The following is a 15,273-nucleotide window of genomic DNA, read 5'->3' as shown; positions in this document are numbered from 1 at the left end:
CCTGATACGCATGCCGGTGCTTGCACCGGCATACGCCATCAAATACTAGCTTAGGTATTACTTGTATCTAACGCGTCAAAACCTTTCACCAATTCATCTAGTGCTTTCATCTGCTGCAAGTAAGGCTCTAATTTTGCCAACGGCAGTGCGCAAGGCCCATCACATAGTGCTTCATCAGGGTTAGGATGCGCTTCAATAAATAGCCCTGCCAAACCCAATGCCATACCGCTTCTGGCCAACTGTGCAGCTTGCGCTCTACGACCATCTGCAGACGTCGCACGGCCACCCGGCATTTGAAGTGCGTGAGTCGCATCAAATATTACTGGGGCATATTCTTTCATTGCGTCCATGCCAAGCATATCCACAACTAAATTGTTATATCCAAAGCAGCTACCACGCTCACAAAGAATAACCTTATCGTTCCCCGCTTCGCCTAGTTTTCCTATGATGTGACGCATTTCATGCGGTGCTAAGAATTGAGGCTTTTTCACATTGATAACGCTACCGGTTTTTGCCATTGCAACCACAAGGTCGGTTTGGCGCGCCAAGAAAGCAGGCAGTTGAATAACATCCACCACTTCAGCTACGGGAGCTGCTTGGTGCGGTTCGTGCACATCAGTGATAAGCGGAACGTTAAAGGTCGACTTAATTTCTTCAAAAATACGCAACCCTTCTTCCATGCCAGGCCCACGGTAAGAAGTCACAGATGAACGGTTCGCTTTATCAAACGAGGCTTTAAAAACGTACGGGATATTGAGCTTTTGCGTTACTTCAACATAGTGTTCTGCAATACGCATAGCGAGATCGCGAGACTCAAGTACGTTCATTCCACCGAACAGAACAAACGGCAAGTGGTTGGCAACGTCAACGTTACCTACATTAATAATCTGTTGAGATTCAGACATTATCTATTTCCAATTAAATCTTAAAAAAGAGGTTGTTTGGTTACAGCAACCATAGCCGTTGCCATAAGCACAACAAGCGCTGCTACGAAAAAGCTCCATTTGCCTAACGCTGTTTTGGCTTTTTTCAATGCAAACAATCCAAACACTATGTACAGCACCACGCCCACAACTTTAAATGTGAGCCATGCATTAACTAAAGGATATTGAGACAAAATAATGCATAGCCAAATTGCGCTGGCTAATAGCACGGTATCAATGATATGTGGGAGAATTTTAACCCATTTTTTGCTAAGTGCTGTAGCGTCGAATTGACTCCATATAAAGCGAAAGACAAAAAATAAGATGCTTAAGCCAACGGCGGTCATGTGAAGGTGTTTAGCCATCATGTACATAATGTGTTCCTGTTCTTATTAGATAGTAAGGCTGCTTCTGGTTACTTTAACACAGGTGTTAATTGAGCCGATTTAGTTTTACAGCAATGCAAAATTCAACAGACTCAGAATACGAGTAGCAGACTCAAAAAACAGGTGCATGTAGCACCTGCCTTCGTTTTAATTATGGCGCCTGTTTAGAGGCTGTTATTGTAACGTATTACAGTACGTAAATAACGGAGAAATAAATCATTATGCGTCAGGGAATTGAGCTTGAATTGCCATAAAGGCCGGAAGGTCATTTAGCATACACTGAACTAAATCAGGGTCGAAGTGCTTGCCACTTTCCTCTTTCAATACGGCTTCAACCTTATCAATTGTCCACGCTGGCTTATACGGCCTTGCGTTTAACAGTGCATCAAACACATCAACTAACGTGGCAATACGGCTTTTTATATCAATTTCTTCGCCTTCAAGCCCGTCTGGATATCCCTTTCCATCCCAGCGTTCGTGATGCTGCTTTGCTAACATTGCTGCAAGTTGGATAGTGGGCCGGCTTGAATCTCGCAAGATCTGGTAACCAAATTCAGCATGCTGACGTATTTTAAATACTTCCTCTTCGGTTAACGGCGTCGTTTTGTGCAAAATAGATTTAGGCACTATAGACGTCCCAATATCATGGAGTGGCACGGCAAGGCGTAATGCGTGGATGTCTTGCTCGTTCAGCCCAACCTTTTCTGCCAACAGTTGCGCCATTTCAACCATTCTTGTGAGATTATTTGATGCATTTGACTCATGCTCTAACGCTCGACCTAAACGCTCAATTATTTCTTTCTGCGTCGCTTCAACATCTACGGTTTTAAGTACGTTGTCAAAAGCAAGCTGAACACTGTCTGAAAAGCGTTTTACCAGATGACGATCACTTTCCCCTATTCGTCTCGGTAATCCTGACAAGTACAAGAGTGCGCCATTGTGGCTTTTACTGTTGCAATAAGCCACAACGTGATCTTCTGCATAAACAATTTGCTTATCGCGCATGGCTCTTGCGCACAGGGCATATTCTTGTGCGCTAATCGCGTCTTTTAAAGGCACCCCTTCCTTACTGGCGTACTCACCGTTGCCAGCAAAAACATATAGTTCGTCGTCACCCAGTTTATTGTTGCTGGTATTAATAGTACGCGATGTGGTTGCCACCGCTGTAGTAATGTAGGCTGCATCCTTTGAACAGCCCAGAATAGATGCCAGCTGTTGAATAATCCCCTGCATGAACTTTTCGAGGGAACGGGAGGAAAATAAATCCACAGACGCATCTATAATTTTTTCAAGGCCGCGTCTATTTTCTTCGATAACGATAATATCTCGATATGAGCGGAGCGCTGCAATGATAACAGTAAAGAGTTTTTGCGCGGTCAGTTCGGTTTTCGACTTGTAGTCGTTGATGTCGTAATTAATGATGACATCTTTTTCAGGGGCTTGGCCAGGCTGTCCAGTACGCAAAATAATACGCGTGAAATGATTGTCTAATTCGTTACGAACATACTCCGCCACTTTAAGACCGGCGTCATCAGTCTCCATAACAACATCAAGTAACACAACGGCGATATCATCATGGGTTTTGAAAATGGCCTTCGCTTCCTCTCCGCTATAGGCACTAACAAACTCAAGGGTTTTGCCGTTTAAACTAAAGTCATTTAGCGCCAGCTTGGTAACGGCGTGTACTTCGGGTTCATCATCAACAATGAGTACTTTCCAGCTACCCAGATCATCTACTTCATTTTCATCGTCATCTTCTGCGAAAAGAAAGTCATCATTCATCTGGTACGTCCTGTAGTGTAAGAGATTGTTTAACTTAGTGCTTTTTGAGGTCTTACAACCGCTTAATAGATACTAATGTAAAACAAAATATAAGCAAGTTTGCAATTAAATTTTGATAACTACAGAAAAGATAACTTCTTTGAAGGTTGAAAACTACTGCCACTGTCCTAGCGTTACACGGTCATTGTTGCCGTAATCTTTAACAGTTTTGACGTCTACAAATCCCGCATCTACGAGCAAAGCGTTAACCGCAGCCCCTTGGTCAAAGCCGTGTTCGAATGCAAGTAAGGCACCTTTATTGAGATATTGCGGCGCGTTATTAATGATGTGTTTTATGTCGTCTAGGCCGTCAGTGCCCGAGGTTAATGCTGTTTTAGGTTCAAAACGCACGTCGCCCTCATTAAGGTATGGACTGGATTCTTCTATATAAGGTGGGTTTGAAACAATAATGTCGAAGGTTTGACCTGCCAGCGCACTAAACCAGTCACTTTGAACAAAATGCGCATTGGCTATGCTATTAGCTTGGGCATTACGGGTAGCAAGGTTCACCGCCCCCGCTTGAAAGTCTACGCCAGTAACGGATGCTTCTGGCAGTTCGCTCGCTAATGCCAACGCAATGGCGCCCGTACCTGTTCCCAAATCACAGATAGATAAGGACGCAGAGGATTGTTGATTTGCCCAATTGAGCACCTGCTCAACCAATACTTCTGTATCCGGTCGTGGAATTAATGTATCTGGCGAGGTAAACAGTGACAGGGTCCAGAAATCACGCTTGCCGATAATATACGCCACGGGCTCACCCCGTTTACGCTTGGTCACATCCGCTTCAAATTGCGCTTTCTGGTCGGCATCCAAGGTTTTATCAGGCCATGTGAATAGATAAGTTTGTGACTTACCTAGAATGTTCGCCAACATGACTTTCGCGTCAATAGAGGGTGACTCCCCACCCTCTAGTTGCTCAGCAGCCCATGTTAAGGCGTTGTCTATGCGCATTGTTTTTCTATAAACAGTTTGTTTAACAAGACAGCGTTATTCGTCAGAAAGAGAGGCCAGCAGATCGGCCTGATGCTCTTGCAAAATTGGGTCGATAAGCTGCTTAAGGTCACCTTCCACCACTTCATCTAATCGATAAATAGTCAGGTTGATACGGTGATCGGTTACACGTCCCTGCGGGAAGTTATAAGTACGAATTCGCTCAGAGCGGTCGCCGCTACCGACTAGGCTCTTACGGGTAGATGCCTCTTCTGCTGCACGCTTTTCTTCTTCAATCTGATTTAAGCGCGCTTGAAGTACCGACATCGCTTTCGCACGGTTTTTGTGCTGTGAGCGCTCGTCCTGACATTCCACTACCAAGCCTGTTGGCAAGTGGGTAATACGAATAGCCGAGTCGGTTTTGTTAACGTGCTGACCACCCGCACCTGATGCACGGAAGGTATCGATGCGAAGCTCTGCAGGGTTAATTTCAATTGCCTGCGACTCTGGAATTTCTGGTAATACCGCCACGGTACATGCCGAGGTATGGATACGGCCTTGTGATTCGGTTTCTGGTACACGCTGTACGCGGTGACCGCCCGACTCGAATTTCAATACGCCGTACACGCCATCGCCGCTAACATTCGCAATGACTTCTTTATAACCGCCGTGCTCACCTTCATTGGCGTTAACCAACTCTACACGCCAGCCACGACTTTCGGCATAACGGCTGTACATGCGGAACAAGTCACCTGCAAATATTGCCGCTTCGTCACCACCTGCACCTGCGCGAATTTCCAAGAAACAGTTGTTATCATCGTTAGGATCTTTTGGCAGGAGTAGCACCTGAAGTTCAGTTTCAAGGCGTTCAATTTCCGCCTTGGCATCTTTCATCTCTTCCTGTGCCATCTCGCGCATTTCAGCGTCATCTTCGTTCAACATTTCCTGCGCTGAAGCCAAGTTTTCTTGTGCTTGCTGATAAGCATTAAAGCCTGCCACTACATCTTCTAGCTGACTGAACTCTTTTGACAAGTTGCGAAACTTATCCTGATCGCCGATAACTCCAGGGTCGCCTAACAACGCCTGAACTTCTTCGAAACGCTCGACTAAGTGTTCGAGTTTCCTAACTACCGACTCTTTCATATGCTTCTTATTACCTTATTTATTATCGTCTGACGAAAAGTCAGATAAATCTAATGCCTGTCCCATCCATCGGCTCAATGCCGGGTCATCGTGCATGGCAGCCTCGCGTAACGCTAAGGTTGTTGGGTGCAATAGCGTATTGGTTAATTTATACGCCATTTCTTCTAATACCGTTTCGGCATTTTTACCTTCCGCTAATTGCGCTTTGGCTTTTTCCACAATATCGTCACGCTGTGCCATGCCTTTTTGGCGATACTGTCTTACTAAATCTATCGATTGCTGCGACTGCTTCCACGTCATGTAGTCGCCAGCTTGTTTGTCGATGAGCTTTTCGGCTTCTTTTGCTGCTTGCTCGCGGTTTTCTAAATTCTTCTGAACAATATGCTGCAAATCATCAACGGTATAAAGATAGGCATCGCCTAGCTCGTTAACCTCTGATTCGATATCTCGTGGTACTGCAAGGTCAACCAAAAACATCGGCATGTTTTTGCGCTGCTTAAGGGCTTTCTCAACCATTCCCTTGCCTATTAAAGGCAGTTGGCTTGCGGTAGAGCTTATCACGATATCGAAGTCTTTTAAGTGCTCTGGCACTTGCGATAAGGTAAACACACTCGCATCTAGTGTTTCGGCTAAGGCTTCTGCTCGCGCTACGGTTCTATTCGCCACCGCCAAACAGCTCACGCCTTGCTCTTTCAAATGCTGAGCCACAAGTTCAATGGTTTCGCCAGCTCCTACTAATAACACTGAACGTTTTGGTAGTTCAGCGAATATATGCTTGGCCAACTGAACGGCTGCATAAGCCACGCTTACCGCGTTTGCACCTATATCTGTTTCACTGCGAACTCGCTTCGCCACCGAAAACGTATGTTGAAACAGCTTATCAAATTCGCTGCTCACCATACCTGAGTGTTTTGCATCACCAAACGCCTGCTTCACCTGACCTAAGATTTGAGGTTCTCCCAAAATCAGTGAATCAAGTCCGCTGGCTACACGCATAATGTGCTTTACCGCTTCATCCTGCGCGAGCACATAGCTGTTATTGGCAATCTCTTCTACATCCAAGTGATGGAAGTCACTTAACCATTGTAGAAGCTTTTGGCCGGTGTCGTCTTGAGTATTAACGTATAGCTCAGTGCGGTTACAGGTCGATACAATGACAGACTCATCTACGCCTTCCAGCTTTTTTAAACTCGCAAGCGCTTCCACCAGAGAATCTGGTGTAAAGGCCACTTTTTCGCGAAGTGCTACTGGTGCTGTTTTGTGGTTAATACCGAGGGCGAGTAAAGTCATTAAAATCTGTGCTGGCAACGTCGGAGCGGCATTGTACGAAAAACCCAAAATGATTGAAAGTGTTGGTGAAACTGTGTTCCCATAATGTCACAATTAAATGTGTTTTATTTTTATACAGGTAACGCGCCTTAATGATTCGCTTTATTTCCCTACTGTTGTTTCTCTGCTTCGTACTGAGCGCATGCACAACCGCTCCCAAAGGCCCAGAAAACGCGGTAAACCTCACGGCCCAACTTGAAAAAGTTGCTGAAGTACATCAGTGGCAAATGCGCGGAAAAATTGCATTTCGCCAAGGAAAGGAAGCGGCCAGCCTTAATTTAGTCTGGAAAAACGATTCCGGTGATTTTGATTTTCGATTAACCAATTTTCTAGGGGTAAGTCTGGTTAACCTTAACGTTACCCAGCAGCAGTCGGTATTAGAGGCTGACGGTGAAACGTATGTAGATGCTTTACCAGAACCACTTATTTATCAGATTACGGGAATGGTCATTCCGGTGGAATCACTATTGTCTTGGGTAAAAGGCTTACCGCTAGACGGTGATAAATTCACCCTAACTGAAAAAGGGTTGGTTAATACCCTAGAGAGCTATTGCCAAGGTTGCCGCAATTGGCAAGTTGCTTACGGTAACTACGGTAGTATTGAGCTAGATGATGGCACATCTGTATGGTTGCCTCACAGCATAACGCTTACCCAGAATGAAACGCCGGACATGCCTAATACTCAGCTTAAAATTAAAATTTATCAGTGGACTCTGTAGTGAACTCATCTGTTTCAGAACATAAAGATTGGTGGCCTTCCCCTGCTAAACTGAATCTTTTCTTGCATATACTTGGCCGCTACGACAACGGCTATCACCAGCTTCAAAGTCTGTTTCAAATGCTGGATTACGGCGATGCACTCGCCTTTGACATAAGTACAGACGACACAACCATACGCATGGAAACCCCACTGGATGGGGTTCCAGACGATGACAATTTAATTGTAAAAGCAGCGCGACTGCTGGCAACAAAAACAAAATGTGATAAAGGTGCCGTTATTTCGTTAGACAAGCGCCTTCCTATGGGGGGCGGAATTGGCGGGGGTTCATCGAATGCGGCAACCACGTTAGTGGTGCTTAATCACCTTTGGAACACAGGGCTAAGTGAAGATGAACTGGCTGAGCTTGGGTTATCTTTAGGCGCTGATGTACCTATTTTTGTGCGAGGTCTAACGGCATTTGCAGGAGGCGTTGGAGAAGAGATAACGCCAGCTCCCCAAAAAGAACAGTATTTTCTTGTAGCGAACCCAAATGTTCATGTCAGCACAGCCGAAGTGTTCACCTCGCCGGATTTGCCCAGAAATACACCTGCGATACGTTGGGAAGACTATAAATTTGAAAAAACTTGGAATGATTGTCAGCAATTAGTCGCGAATCGCTATCCTGAAGTTGCAAAATTATTACAGTGGTTGGTACACTACGCACCGTCGCGAATGACGGGCACAGGTGCATGCGTGTTTGCCACTTTTTCTGACTACACTTTAGCCGAACAAGTTAGGGCTCAAATGCCTGAAACTTGGCAGAGTTTTGTCGCAAAAGGTGTGAATCGCTCACCACTATTAGACAAATTAGAACAACAAAGATAGCGTGTACGCCACATCGGACAAGAACTTAAAAATTGGGGTATAGCCAAGTTGGTAAGGCAGCGGGTTTTGATCCCGCCATTCGTAGGTTCGAGTCCTGCTACCCCAGCCAAACCTCTTTTATCAACGCACTGAGGAACCACTTGTGCCAGATATGAAGCTCTTTGCAGGTAATGCCGTACCAGAACTTGCCCAGAAAGTTGCCGATCGCCTCTACACCAAACTTGGAAATGCCAAAGTTGGCCGTTTCAGTGACGGTGAAATCAGCGTAGAAATTCATGAAAACGTCCGTGGCTCGGACGTTTTTATTATCCAGTCTACGTGTGCGCCTACTAACGATAACCTTATGGAACTTATTGTGATGATCGACGCACTACGTCGCGCATCAGCTGGTCGTATTACAGCAGTAATTCCTTACTTTGGTTATGCACGCCAAGACCGTCGTGTTCGTTCAGCTAGGGTGCCTATTACTGCGAAAGTAGTGGCTGACTTCCTGTCTAACGTTGGTGTTGACCGCGTACTTACTATCGACCTACACGCCGAACAAATTCAAGGTTTCTTTGATGTTCCGGTGGATAACGCATTCGGTACTCCTATCCTTCTTGCTGACATGGTAAGACGTGATTTTGCCGACCCTGTAGTCGTTTCTCCTGACATTGGCGGTGTTGTACGTGCACGTGCTACTGCGAAACTACTTAACGACACCGACCTTGCCATTATCGATAAGCGTCGCCCTAAAGCGAACGTGGCTCAGGTAATGAACATCATTGGTGACGTAAAAGACAGAGACTGCATCATTGTCGATGACATGATTGATACAGGCGGTACGCTTGCAAAAGCAGCTGAAGCACTTAAAGCACATGGTGCGCGTCGTGTTTATGCTTACGCAACTCACGCTATCTTTTCAGGTAACGCTGCAAACAATCTTAAAGAGTCTGTTATTGACGAAATTATCGTTACCGACTCTATCCCATTAAGTGCAGAGATGAAGCAAATTGGAAAAGTAAAACAGCTTACTTTATCTGAGATGCTTGCAGAAACTATTCGTCGCATCAGCAACGAAGAGTCTATTTCAGCAATGTTTGAATACTAAAATTTAAATATTGTTACTCCTACAAAAGAGCTGGCCCATGTAAGTGGCGCCGGCTCTTTTTTTACCTTTCTTTTTTCTTTGAAAGCGAACATCACCTTAAAAATAAGAACAGTACATCAAGCCAAACACATTCCGTTTAGGCCTTAAATATACTTTATTGCCGTTTTCCGACTCGTTAATGTGACTTTCTTTTCATCTATTTTAGGTTTAACGTTAAGAATTGTTGCGCGTTAAAACTACTATGAAGGACATAAAATGAAAACAAAAACACTATGCCTTGTTGCAGTAATTACTGCCCTCTTAAATACAACGGGCTGCTCTGGAGATGACGACTCAGTGAAACAAGCAGATCTTGAGAAACAAGGAACTGAGATGAAAGACAAATCTTCCACAGTTCAAGCTAATGAGAAGAGTTCTATGCCCAAGGAACTGGTAGCCGAACCTGTTACCCAGGCTGAAGCAGTAGAAGATAATGCAAAAGGTGAAATGACTATGAAGGGTAGTATTATTTATAAAGATCTCGAAGGCGGTTTTTACGCTTTTATTGCTGAAAATGGCGATCGTTATACGCTACATGGTTTAGATGAAACCTATCAAAAGAACGGCCTTGTTGTGGAAGTTAAAGGTACGCCTAAACCTGATATGATGACCTTTACGCAATTCGGTACGGTGCTTCAAGTATCAAGCGTTAAAGTACTCGATACCAGTAAAGTCATTGATAACCTGCAAACACAATGATCGTGAATATTGCTTTGCGTGTAGCAAATTACTGACAAAAATAATTAAGCTAGCGATTTAGCAATTATAGAATTTTTGCTTACGCGTTAATGTTGCGTAGCAACACTTAAAAGGACGGTTATTGATGATTAATGCATATGCCGCTAAAGAAGCGGGTGGAAAACTAGAAAAGTTTCAATACGACCCCGGTAAGCTTGGTTCACATGATGTTGAAATAGACGTTGAAAGCTGTGGTATCTGCCACAGCGACCTAAGCATGCTCGATAATGAATGGGGCATGACAGAATATCCCTTTGTACCTGGTCACGAAGTTGTCGGCACAATTAGCCAAATAGGTGAACATGTAACGTCACTTAAGGTGGGACAGCGTGTCGGTTTAGGCTGGCATTCAGGCTACTGCAATAGTTGTAGAACCTGCGAAGAAGGCGATCATAACCTGTGTGCCGATGCTACGATGACCATAGGTGGTCGTCACGGTGGATTTGCAGATAAAGTGCGCGCCCAAGCACGTGCCGTTATTCCCCTTCCCGATGCTATCGATAGTACAAAGGCAGGCCCTCTTTTTTGCGGAGGTATTACCGTCTTCAACCCATTAGTCCAGTTTGGTATTAGTCCTACCAGTGAAGTGGGTGTAGTTGGTATTGGCGGCCTGGGTCATCTTGCCCTGCAGTTTTTAAATGCATGGGGATGTAAGGTAGTCGCGTTCACTTCTAGCGAATCTAAAAAGACGGAAGCGCTAGAGCTAGGTGCGTCAGATACGATTAATAGCCGTGATGAAGATGAGATAAAAAAAGCGCGCGGTCGGTTTGACTTAATTATTTCAACCGTAAATGTAAAGCTTGACTGGAACTTGTACCTATCTACATTGGCACCGAAAGGCCGGCTTCACTTTGTAGGCGCCACGCTTGAACCTCTAGATATTGGTGCATTTAACTTAATTGGTGGTCAGAAAAGTGTGTCAGGCTCGCCAGTGGGAAGCCCCGCGACCATTAAAACCATGCTAGATTTCGCTGCACACCACAATATTGAACCTGTGACCGAAACCTTCAAGTTTGATGACGTAAATGAGGCTATTGCGCGATTAAGAGAAGGTAAAGCCCATTACAGAGTGGTGCTGACGAAGTAAACGCTTGTGTAAAGAGTTGCTATGTTCCTAAGGCTTGTTGACCTTATCAAGCCTTGGGAAAAAGACAATTAGCGGTCAAGTTAGTCTTCACAAAATGCTTTTTTCTATAAATATGATAGAAGCGCGCCAAGGTGCGCTTCTTTTATTGTGAGTAACGCAAATACTTGCATTTGCTTAGTTGGATATTTTATCTGCCTTTGTAATTGTATGTTTTGGTAGGTGGTGTTAGAATTCGCCGCCCTTGAATTTTGGGTTGGTGTTTTATTGCGCATAGAAAGTTATTTTTAAACGTAATTCACATCATTTTACCGTGGGTTTTGGTCGCAAAAATCCACATCATTAGACTTATATTTTTGGAGACAGACAATGTCTGAAGCAAATTTCAAACTAGACGCTTCTGTTCGTACAGACCTAGGGAAAGGTGCGAGCCGCCGCCTACGTCGCGAAGATAAGCTTCCTGGTATCATCTACGGTGGTGAAGAAGCACCAGTTTCTATCACACTAGATCATAACAAAGTAAACAACTCTGCTGACTTTGAAGCGTTTTATTCTCACGTTCTTGAGATTAACCTTGACGGTAAAGTTGTTGAAGTTCTAGTTAAAGATATGCAACGTCACCCGTTCAAGCCAAAGATCACACACATTGACTTCCAACGTGTAATCGCTGGTCAAGACGTTCACACTAACGTACCACTTCACTTCGTAAATGAAGAGAAATCTGCTGCTGTTAAAGCTGGCGGTATTGCTGAGCACCACGTAACTGAAATCGAAGTTACTTGTCTACCTAAGAACCTTCCTGAGTTCATCGAAGTAGACATGGCTGGTGTTGAAATGGGTCAAACGCTACACCTTTCTGACCTAACTCTTCCAGCTGGCGTTTCTTCAGTTGAACTTGCGAAGAACGACGAAGCTCACGACCTAGCGGTTGTAACTGTTAAGCCTGCTCCTAAAGCGGCTGACGCAGAAGAAGACGGCGAAGAAGCAGCTTCTGAGGAATAATCCTCTTGGCTGATATCCGCCTTATCGTGGGTCTGGGTAATCCAGGCCCCGAATATGAAAATACCCGACACAATGCCGGTGAATGGTTTCTCAACCAACTAGCCGACGCCTACAACGCCCCGCTAAAACCAGAAACCAAATTCTTCGGTAAAACTGCTCGCATTACCATTGCAGGCAAAGATATCCGTTTGCTCTACCCCACTACCTTTATGAATAAAAGTGGACAAGCCGTAGCAGCACTGGCTAACTTTTACCGCATAGAACCAGAACAAATATTAGTAGCGTTTGACGAGTTAGATTTACCCCCAGGTGTTGCAAAATACAAAGTGGGCGGAAGCTCTAGTCAAAATGGCGTACGTGACATTGTGGCTAAAATGGGTAACAACAAGAATTTTTTGCGTTTGCGCATAGGTATTGGTCATCCAGGTCATAAAAGCCGCGTTACCGGCCATGTTCTTGGAAAACCACCAGCAGAAGAAAAAGCAGCCATTGAAAGTGCCATCGATGAAGCGGTACGCTGTACAGAAATTTTGCTTAAAGAAGACCTTAAGCAAGCACAAAACAGGTTACACTCGCACAAAGGGTAAACCTAGCCAGTTATCACTTTTCCAAACTAAGGATCCATACCATGGGTTTTAAATGCGGTATTGTTGGCCTACCAAACGTAGGTAAATCAACACTTTTCAATGCATTAACTAAAGCAGGTATTGAAGCGGCAAACTTCCCGTTTTGTACTATCGAGCCAAACACAGGTGTTGTTCCTGTGCCAGATCTTCGTTTGGACAAGTTGGCTGAAATCGTAAAACCTCAGCGCGTTATTCCTACTACCATGGAATTCGTAGATATTGCTGGCTTGGTTGAAGGTGCTTCTAAAGGTGAAGGTTTAGGAAACAAATTCCTTGCTAACATCCGTGAGACTGACGCTATTGGTCACGTAGTACGCTGTTTTGATGATGAGAACATTGTTCACGTTGCAGGTCGCGTTAGCCCTAAAGACGATATCGATGTTATCAACACCGAGCTTGCACTTGCCGACTTAGAAACAACAGAAAAAGCACTTCACCGTGTTGCTAAGCGCGCAAAAGGTGGCGATGCTGAAGCTAAGTACGAAATGAAAGTGCTTGAGAAGATTAAGCCGCACCTAGACGAAGGCTTGTTACTACGTTCACTTGAGCTGACTAAAGAAGAGCTTGCGGCAATCAGCTACATGAACATGCTTACCCTTAAGCCAACCATGTACATTGCAAACGTGAATGAAGACGGTTTTGAAAACAACCCGTACCTTGATCAGGTTAAAGAAATTGCAGCAGGCGAAAATGCCACTGTAGTTGCAGTGTGCGCGGCAATCGAGTCTGATATTGCTGAGCTTGAAGACGACGAACGCGAAGAGTTTATGCAAGACATGGGTCTAGAAGAACCAGGTCTTAACCGCGTAATTCGTGCGGGTTACAGTCTTCTTACACTACAAACCTATTTTACTGCAGGCGTAAAAGAAGTACGTGCGTGGACCTTCCCTGAAGGCTCAACTGCACCACAAGCGGCAGGTAAAATTCACACCGATTTCGAAAAAGGCTTTATTCGCGCTGAAATCGTAGGCTACGAGCACTTCGTTGAGTTCAATGGCGAGCAAGGTGCGAAAGACGCAGGCAAATGGCGTTTAGAAGGTAAAGACTATATTGTTAAAGACGGTGACGTTATTCACTTCCGCTTTAACGTGTAATTTCTATTGTAGAAATTAGCACTGTTTACTAAAGCCACCGCAAGGTGGCTTTTTTGTTTCTAGCGAATAATTGTGAAGCGCACATAGGCCTGATATAACTAGTAAAAAAACTAACGGCTTTTGTAATGACTATTAATCAGCTTTGCGCTTCACGCCCTTTAACTTGCAGCAAATCACAGCACGCCAAACGATTTTCAGTAATAAAAACCTCAATTAAAGTGTTGTGCTTGTTAAGCCTGGCTAATTTTTCTTTTGCCAGTGAACCTCAAACTAATCCAGTGAATTCACAAATCAGTAGCGATGCTGTTGAAAAGGCACCAGCATTAGCAAGTAACACTGCCAGTTGGTATCAAGTTCCTCAGAGTAATACTGTGACGTTTAAAACTGCATATGGCGATGTAGTTATTGCGCTTCACCCTACCCTTGCACCAAAACATGTGGCCAGGTTTAAAAGTTTAATAGACGCAGGCTTTTATAACGAACAAGCATTTTATCGTGTAGTAGACGGGTTTGTGGCACAGGCAGGCAGCAACGATACGCATGACGCATCACAATTTCCGCCGAATCTGCTTAAAACTATTAACGCTGAATTTACGCAACCGCTTAATAGCAATGTAAACGTGGTTGAGAATCAGGATATGTTTGCGCCTAACACCGGATTTTTAGATGGCTTTCCAGTAGGCATTGATAAAAGCCGAAAAGAAATGTGGGGACTTCATTGCCCAGGTGTTGTGGCGTTTGCTCGCAATAGCGAGAAAGATACAGCCAGTACGGAGTTTTATATTGTGATTGGGCAAGCACCACGACACTTAGACAGAAATATGTCGGTCGTTGGTCGCGTACTGCACGGTATGGATGTGCTTCAAAAGTTGCCGCGAGGAAATATGGACAGAGGTGGCGTTCTAGATGATATAACGCAAGAAAGCAAAATTAAGCAGGCTTTTGTGCATGTAAACAACGCTACACCTTATTTTCTGCAAACACCGCATCATGAAGAATATAAAAAACGGGCAAACACAGGAAGAAACTTAGATAACCCGTTTTTTCATGACAATACGTATGGCCCGCGCCCTATTGACGTATGTTATTACCAAACAAAAACCAGTAACAAAGCGTGGTAAATAGCTAGCTTATTTCGTGCAAGTTGTTCAATTTCACGGCTTTTTGCGCGTATTTCGCCCTAATGCGCACACTTAATGAGCATTTAAAAAAAGTTAGTAAAAAAGGGGTTGACGGTTGCCAGTCATATACGCATAATACGCGCCACTTCCTGAGAGGGAAGAGAATAGTAAGGCTACGTAGCTCAGTTGGTTAGAGCACATCACTCATAATGATGGGGTCGCAAGTTCGAATCTCGCCGTAGCCACCAATTCTCACTTATCTCTTTTAGGAAAGTCTAGCTGCGCGGAAGTGGTGGAATTGGTAGACACGCTGGATTTAGGTTCCAGTGCTTCACGGCGTGAGAGTTCAAGTCTCTCCT

The 15,273-nt window shown here is 44.5% G+C and carries 15 protein-coding genes and 2 tRNA genes; 11 read left to right on the top strand and 6 right to left on the bottom strand.

What is annotated here, in order from left to right:
* Nucleotides 1–50 precede the first annotated feature (50 nt).
* The 6 genes from kdsA to hemA form a co-directional block, all read right to left on the bottom strand.
* The gene (gene kdsA, locus QME20_RS00085) at nt 51–905 is read right to left on the bottom strand and encodes a 3-deoxy-8-phosphooctulonate synthase (protein ID WP_014949022.1); all 855 of its coding nucleotides are present in this window, start codon (nt 903–905) and stop codon (nt 51–53) included.
* Nucleotides 906–925: 20 nt separating this feature from the next.
* On the bottom strand, nt 926–1,291 hold the full coding sequence (locus tag QME20_RS00080) for a SirB2 family protein (protein ID WP_230598726.1): 366 nt from the start codon (nt 1,289–1,291) through the stop codon (nt 926–928).
* Between the two features lie 237 nt (nt 1,292–1,528).
* Nucleotides 1,529–3,091 (bottom strand): response regulator, encoded by a 1,563-nt coding sequence (locus QME20_RS00075; RefSeq protein WP_049588859.1) that lies wholly within the window; start codon nt 3,089–3,091, stop codon nt 1,529–1,531.
* Nucleotides 3,092–3,244: 153 nt separating this feature from the next.
* A complete protein-coding gene (gene prmC / locus QME20_RS00070) occupies nt 3,245–4,084 on the bottom strand; it encodes a peptide chain release factor N(5)-glutamine methyltransferase (protein WP_049588858.1) in 840 nt (279 codons plus the stop codon).
* Between the two features lie 36 nt (nt 4,085–4,120).
* Entirely contained in the window at nt 4,121–5,206 is a 1,086-nt protein-coding gene (gene prfA / locus QME20_RS00065) for a peptide chain release factor 1 (RefSeq protein ID WP_014949018.1), read from the bottom strand.
* Nucleotides 5,207–5,221: 15 nt separating this feature from the next.
* The gene (hemA, locus tag QME20_RS00060) at nt 5,222–6,496 is read right to left on the bottom strand and encodes a glutamyl-tRNA reductase (protein WP_014949017.1); all 1,275 of its coding nucleotides are present in this window, start codon (nt 6,494–6,496) and stop codon (nt 5,222–5,224) included.
* A 131-nt stretch (nt 6,497–6,627) separates the two neighbouring features.
* Here hemA and lolB point away from each other — a divergent pair, with 131 nt between their 5' ends.
* The 11 genes from lolB (at nt 6,628) to QME20_RS00005 (ending at nt 15,162) form a co-directional block, all read left to right on the top strand.
* Nucleotides 6,628–7,254 carry a lipoprotein insertase outer membrane protein LolB gene (gene lolB, locus QME20_RS00055; RefSeq protein ID WP_049588857.1) on the top strand — a complete coding sequence of 209 codons (627 nt, stop codon included), beginning with the start codon at nt 6,628–6,630 and terminating at the stop codon, nt 7,252–7,254.
* Nucleotides 7,254–8,120 carry a 4-(cytidine 5'-diphospho)-2-C-methyl-D-erythritol kinase gene (gene ispE, locus QME20_RS00050; RefSeq protein WP_049588856.1) on the top strand — a complete coding sequence of 289 codons (867 nt, stop codon included), beginning with the start codon at nt 7,254–7,256 and terminating at the stop codon, nt 8,118–8,120. Before lolB ends, ispE begins: the two co-directional genes overlap by 1 nt.
* A 33-nt stretch (nt 8,121–8,153) precedes the next feature.
* Nucleotides 8,154–8,229: transfer RNA gene (locus QME20_RS00045), tRNA-Gln, on the top strand.
* A gap of 33 nt (nt 8,230–8,262) precedes the next feature.
* On the top strand, nt 8,263–9,210 hold the full coding sequence (locus tag QME20_RS00040; protein WP_014949014.1) for a ribose-phosphate pyrophosphokinase: 948 nt from the start codon (nt 8,263–8,265) through the stop codon (nt 9,208–9,210).
* A 255-nt stretch (nt 9,211–9,465) separates the two neighbouring features.
* Nucleotides 9,466–9,948 carry a hypothetical protein gene (locus QME20_RS00035; protein WP_049588855.1) on the top strand — a complete coding sequence of 161 codons (483 nt, stop codon included), beginning with the start codon at nt 9,466–9,468 and terminating at the stop codon, nt 9,946–9,948.
* A 124-nt stretch (nt 9,949–10,072) separates the two neighbouring features.
* Nucleotides 10,073–11,074 (top strand): NAD(P)-dependent alcohol dehydrogenase, encoded by a 1,002-nt coding sequence (locus QME20_RS00030; RefSeq protein ID WP_049588854.1) that lies wholly within the window; start codon nt 10,073–10,075, stop codon nt 11,072–11,074.
* A gap of 366 nt (nt 11,075–11,440) precedes the next feature.
* Entirely contained in the window at nt 11,441–12,073 is a 633-nt protein-coding gene (locus tag QME20_RS00025) for a 50S ribosomal protein L25/general stress protein Ctc (RefSeq protein ID WP_014976150.1), read from the top strand.
* Between the two features lie 5 nt (nt 12,074–12,078).
* Nucleotides 12,079–12,660, top strand: a complete 582-nt coding sequence (gene pth / locus QME20_RS00020; protein ID WP_014976149.1) for an aminoacyl-tRNA hydrolase — start codon at nt 12,079–12,081, stop codon at nt 12,658–12,660.
* Nucleotides 12,661–12,701: 41 nt separating this feature from the next.
* A complete protein-coding gene (gene ychF / locus QME20_RS00015; RefSeq protein WP_014949009.1) occupies nt 12,702–13,793 on the top strand; it encodes a redox-regulated ATPase YchF in 1,092 nt (363 codons plus the stop codon).
* A 125-nt stretch (nt 13,794–13,918) separates the two neighbouring features.
* Nucleotides 13,919–14,914 (top strand): peptidylprolyl isomerase, encoded by a 996-nt coding sequence (locus tag QME20_RS00010; RefSeq protein WP_281715187.1) that lies wholly within the window; start codon nt 13,919–13,921, stop codon nt 14,912–14,914.
* 171 nt (nt 14,915–15,085) lie between these two features.
* Nucleotides 15,086–15,162, top strand: a tRNA-Met gene (locus tag QME20_RS00005).
* Nucleotides 15,163–15,273: the final 111 nt, after the last annotated feature.

It is taken from the genome of Alteromonas sp. CyTr2 (assembly GCF_947311905.1).
In the GTDB taxonomy this organism is placed as follows: domain Bacteria; phylum Pseudomonadota; class Gammaproteobacteria; order Enterobacterales; family Alteromonadaceae; genus Alteromonas; species Alteromonas macleodii.
Note: the sequence above shows the minus strand (reverse complement) of the source record. Positions and strands in the feature narration are given on the sequence as shown.

Bases quoted from the DNA above. Each gene is read 5' to 3' on its own strand.
- QME20_RS00035 (WP_049588855.1), top strand. From the start codon at position 9,466: ATGAAAACAAAAACACTATGCCTTGTTGCAGTAATTACTGCCCTCTTA.
- QME20_RS00010 (WP_281715187.1), top strand. From the start codon at position 13,919: ATGACTATTAATCAGCTTTGCGCTTCACGCCCTTTAACTTGCAGCAAA.
- prmC (WP_049588858.1), bottom strand. From the start codon at position 4,084: ATGCGCATAGACAACGCCTTAACATGGGCTGCTGAGCAACTAGAGGGT.
- lolB (WP_049588857.1), top strand. From the start codon at position 6,628: ATGATTCGCTTTATTTCCCTACTGTTGTTTCTCTGCTTCGTACTGAGC.
- QME20_RS00030 (WP_049588854.1), top strand. From the start codon at position 10,073: ATGATTAATGCATATGCCGCTAAAGAAGCGGGTGGAAAACTAGAAAAG.
- QME20_RS00075 (WP_049588859.1), bottom strand. From the start codon at position 3,091: ATGAATGATGACTTTCTTTTCGCAGAAGATGACGATGAAAATGAAGTA.
- prfA (WP_014949018.1), bottom strand. From the start codon at position 5,206: ATGAAAGAGTCGGTAGTTAGGAAACTCGAACACTTAGTCGAGCGTTTC.
- kdsA (WP_014949022.1), bottom strand. From the start codon at position 905: ATGTCTGAATCTCAACAGATTATTAATGTAGGTAACGTTGACGTTGCC.
- QME20_RS00025 (WP_014976150.1), top strand. From the start codon at position 11,441: ATGTCTGAAGCAAATTTCAAACTAGACGCTTCTGTTCGTACAGACCTA.
- ychF (WP_014949009.1), top strand. From the start codon at position 12,702: ATGGGTTTTAAATGCGGTATTGTTGGCCTACCAAACGTAGGTAAATCA.
- QME20_RS00080 (WP_230598726.1), bottom strand. From the start codon at position 1,291: ATGATGGCTAAACACCTTCACATGACCGCCGTTGGCTTAAGCATCTTA.
- hemA (WP_014949017.1), bottom strand. From the start codon at position 6,496: ATGACTTTACTCGCCCTCGGTATTAACCACAAAACAGCACCAGTAGCA.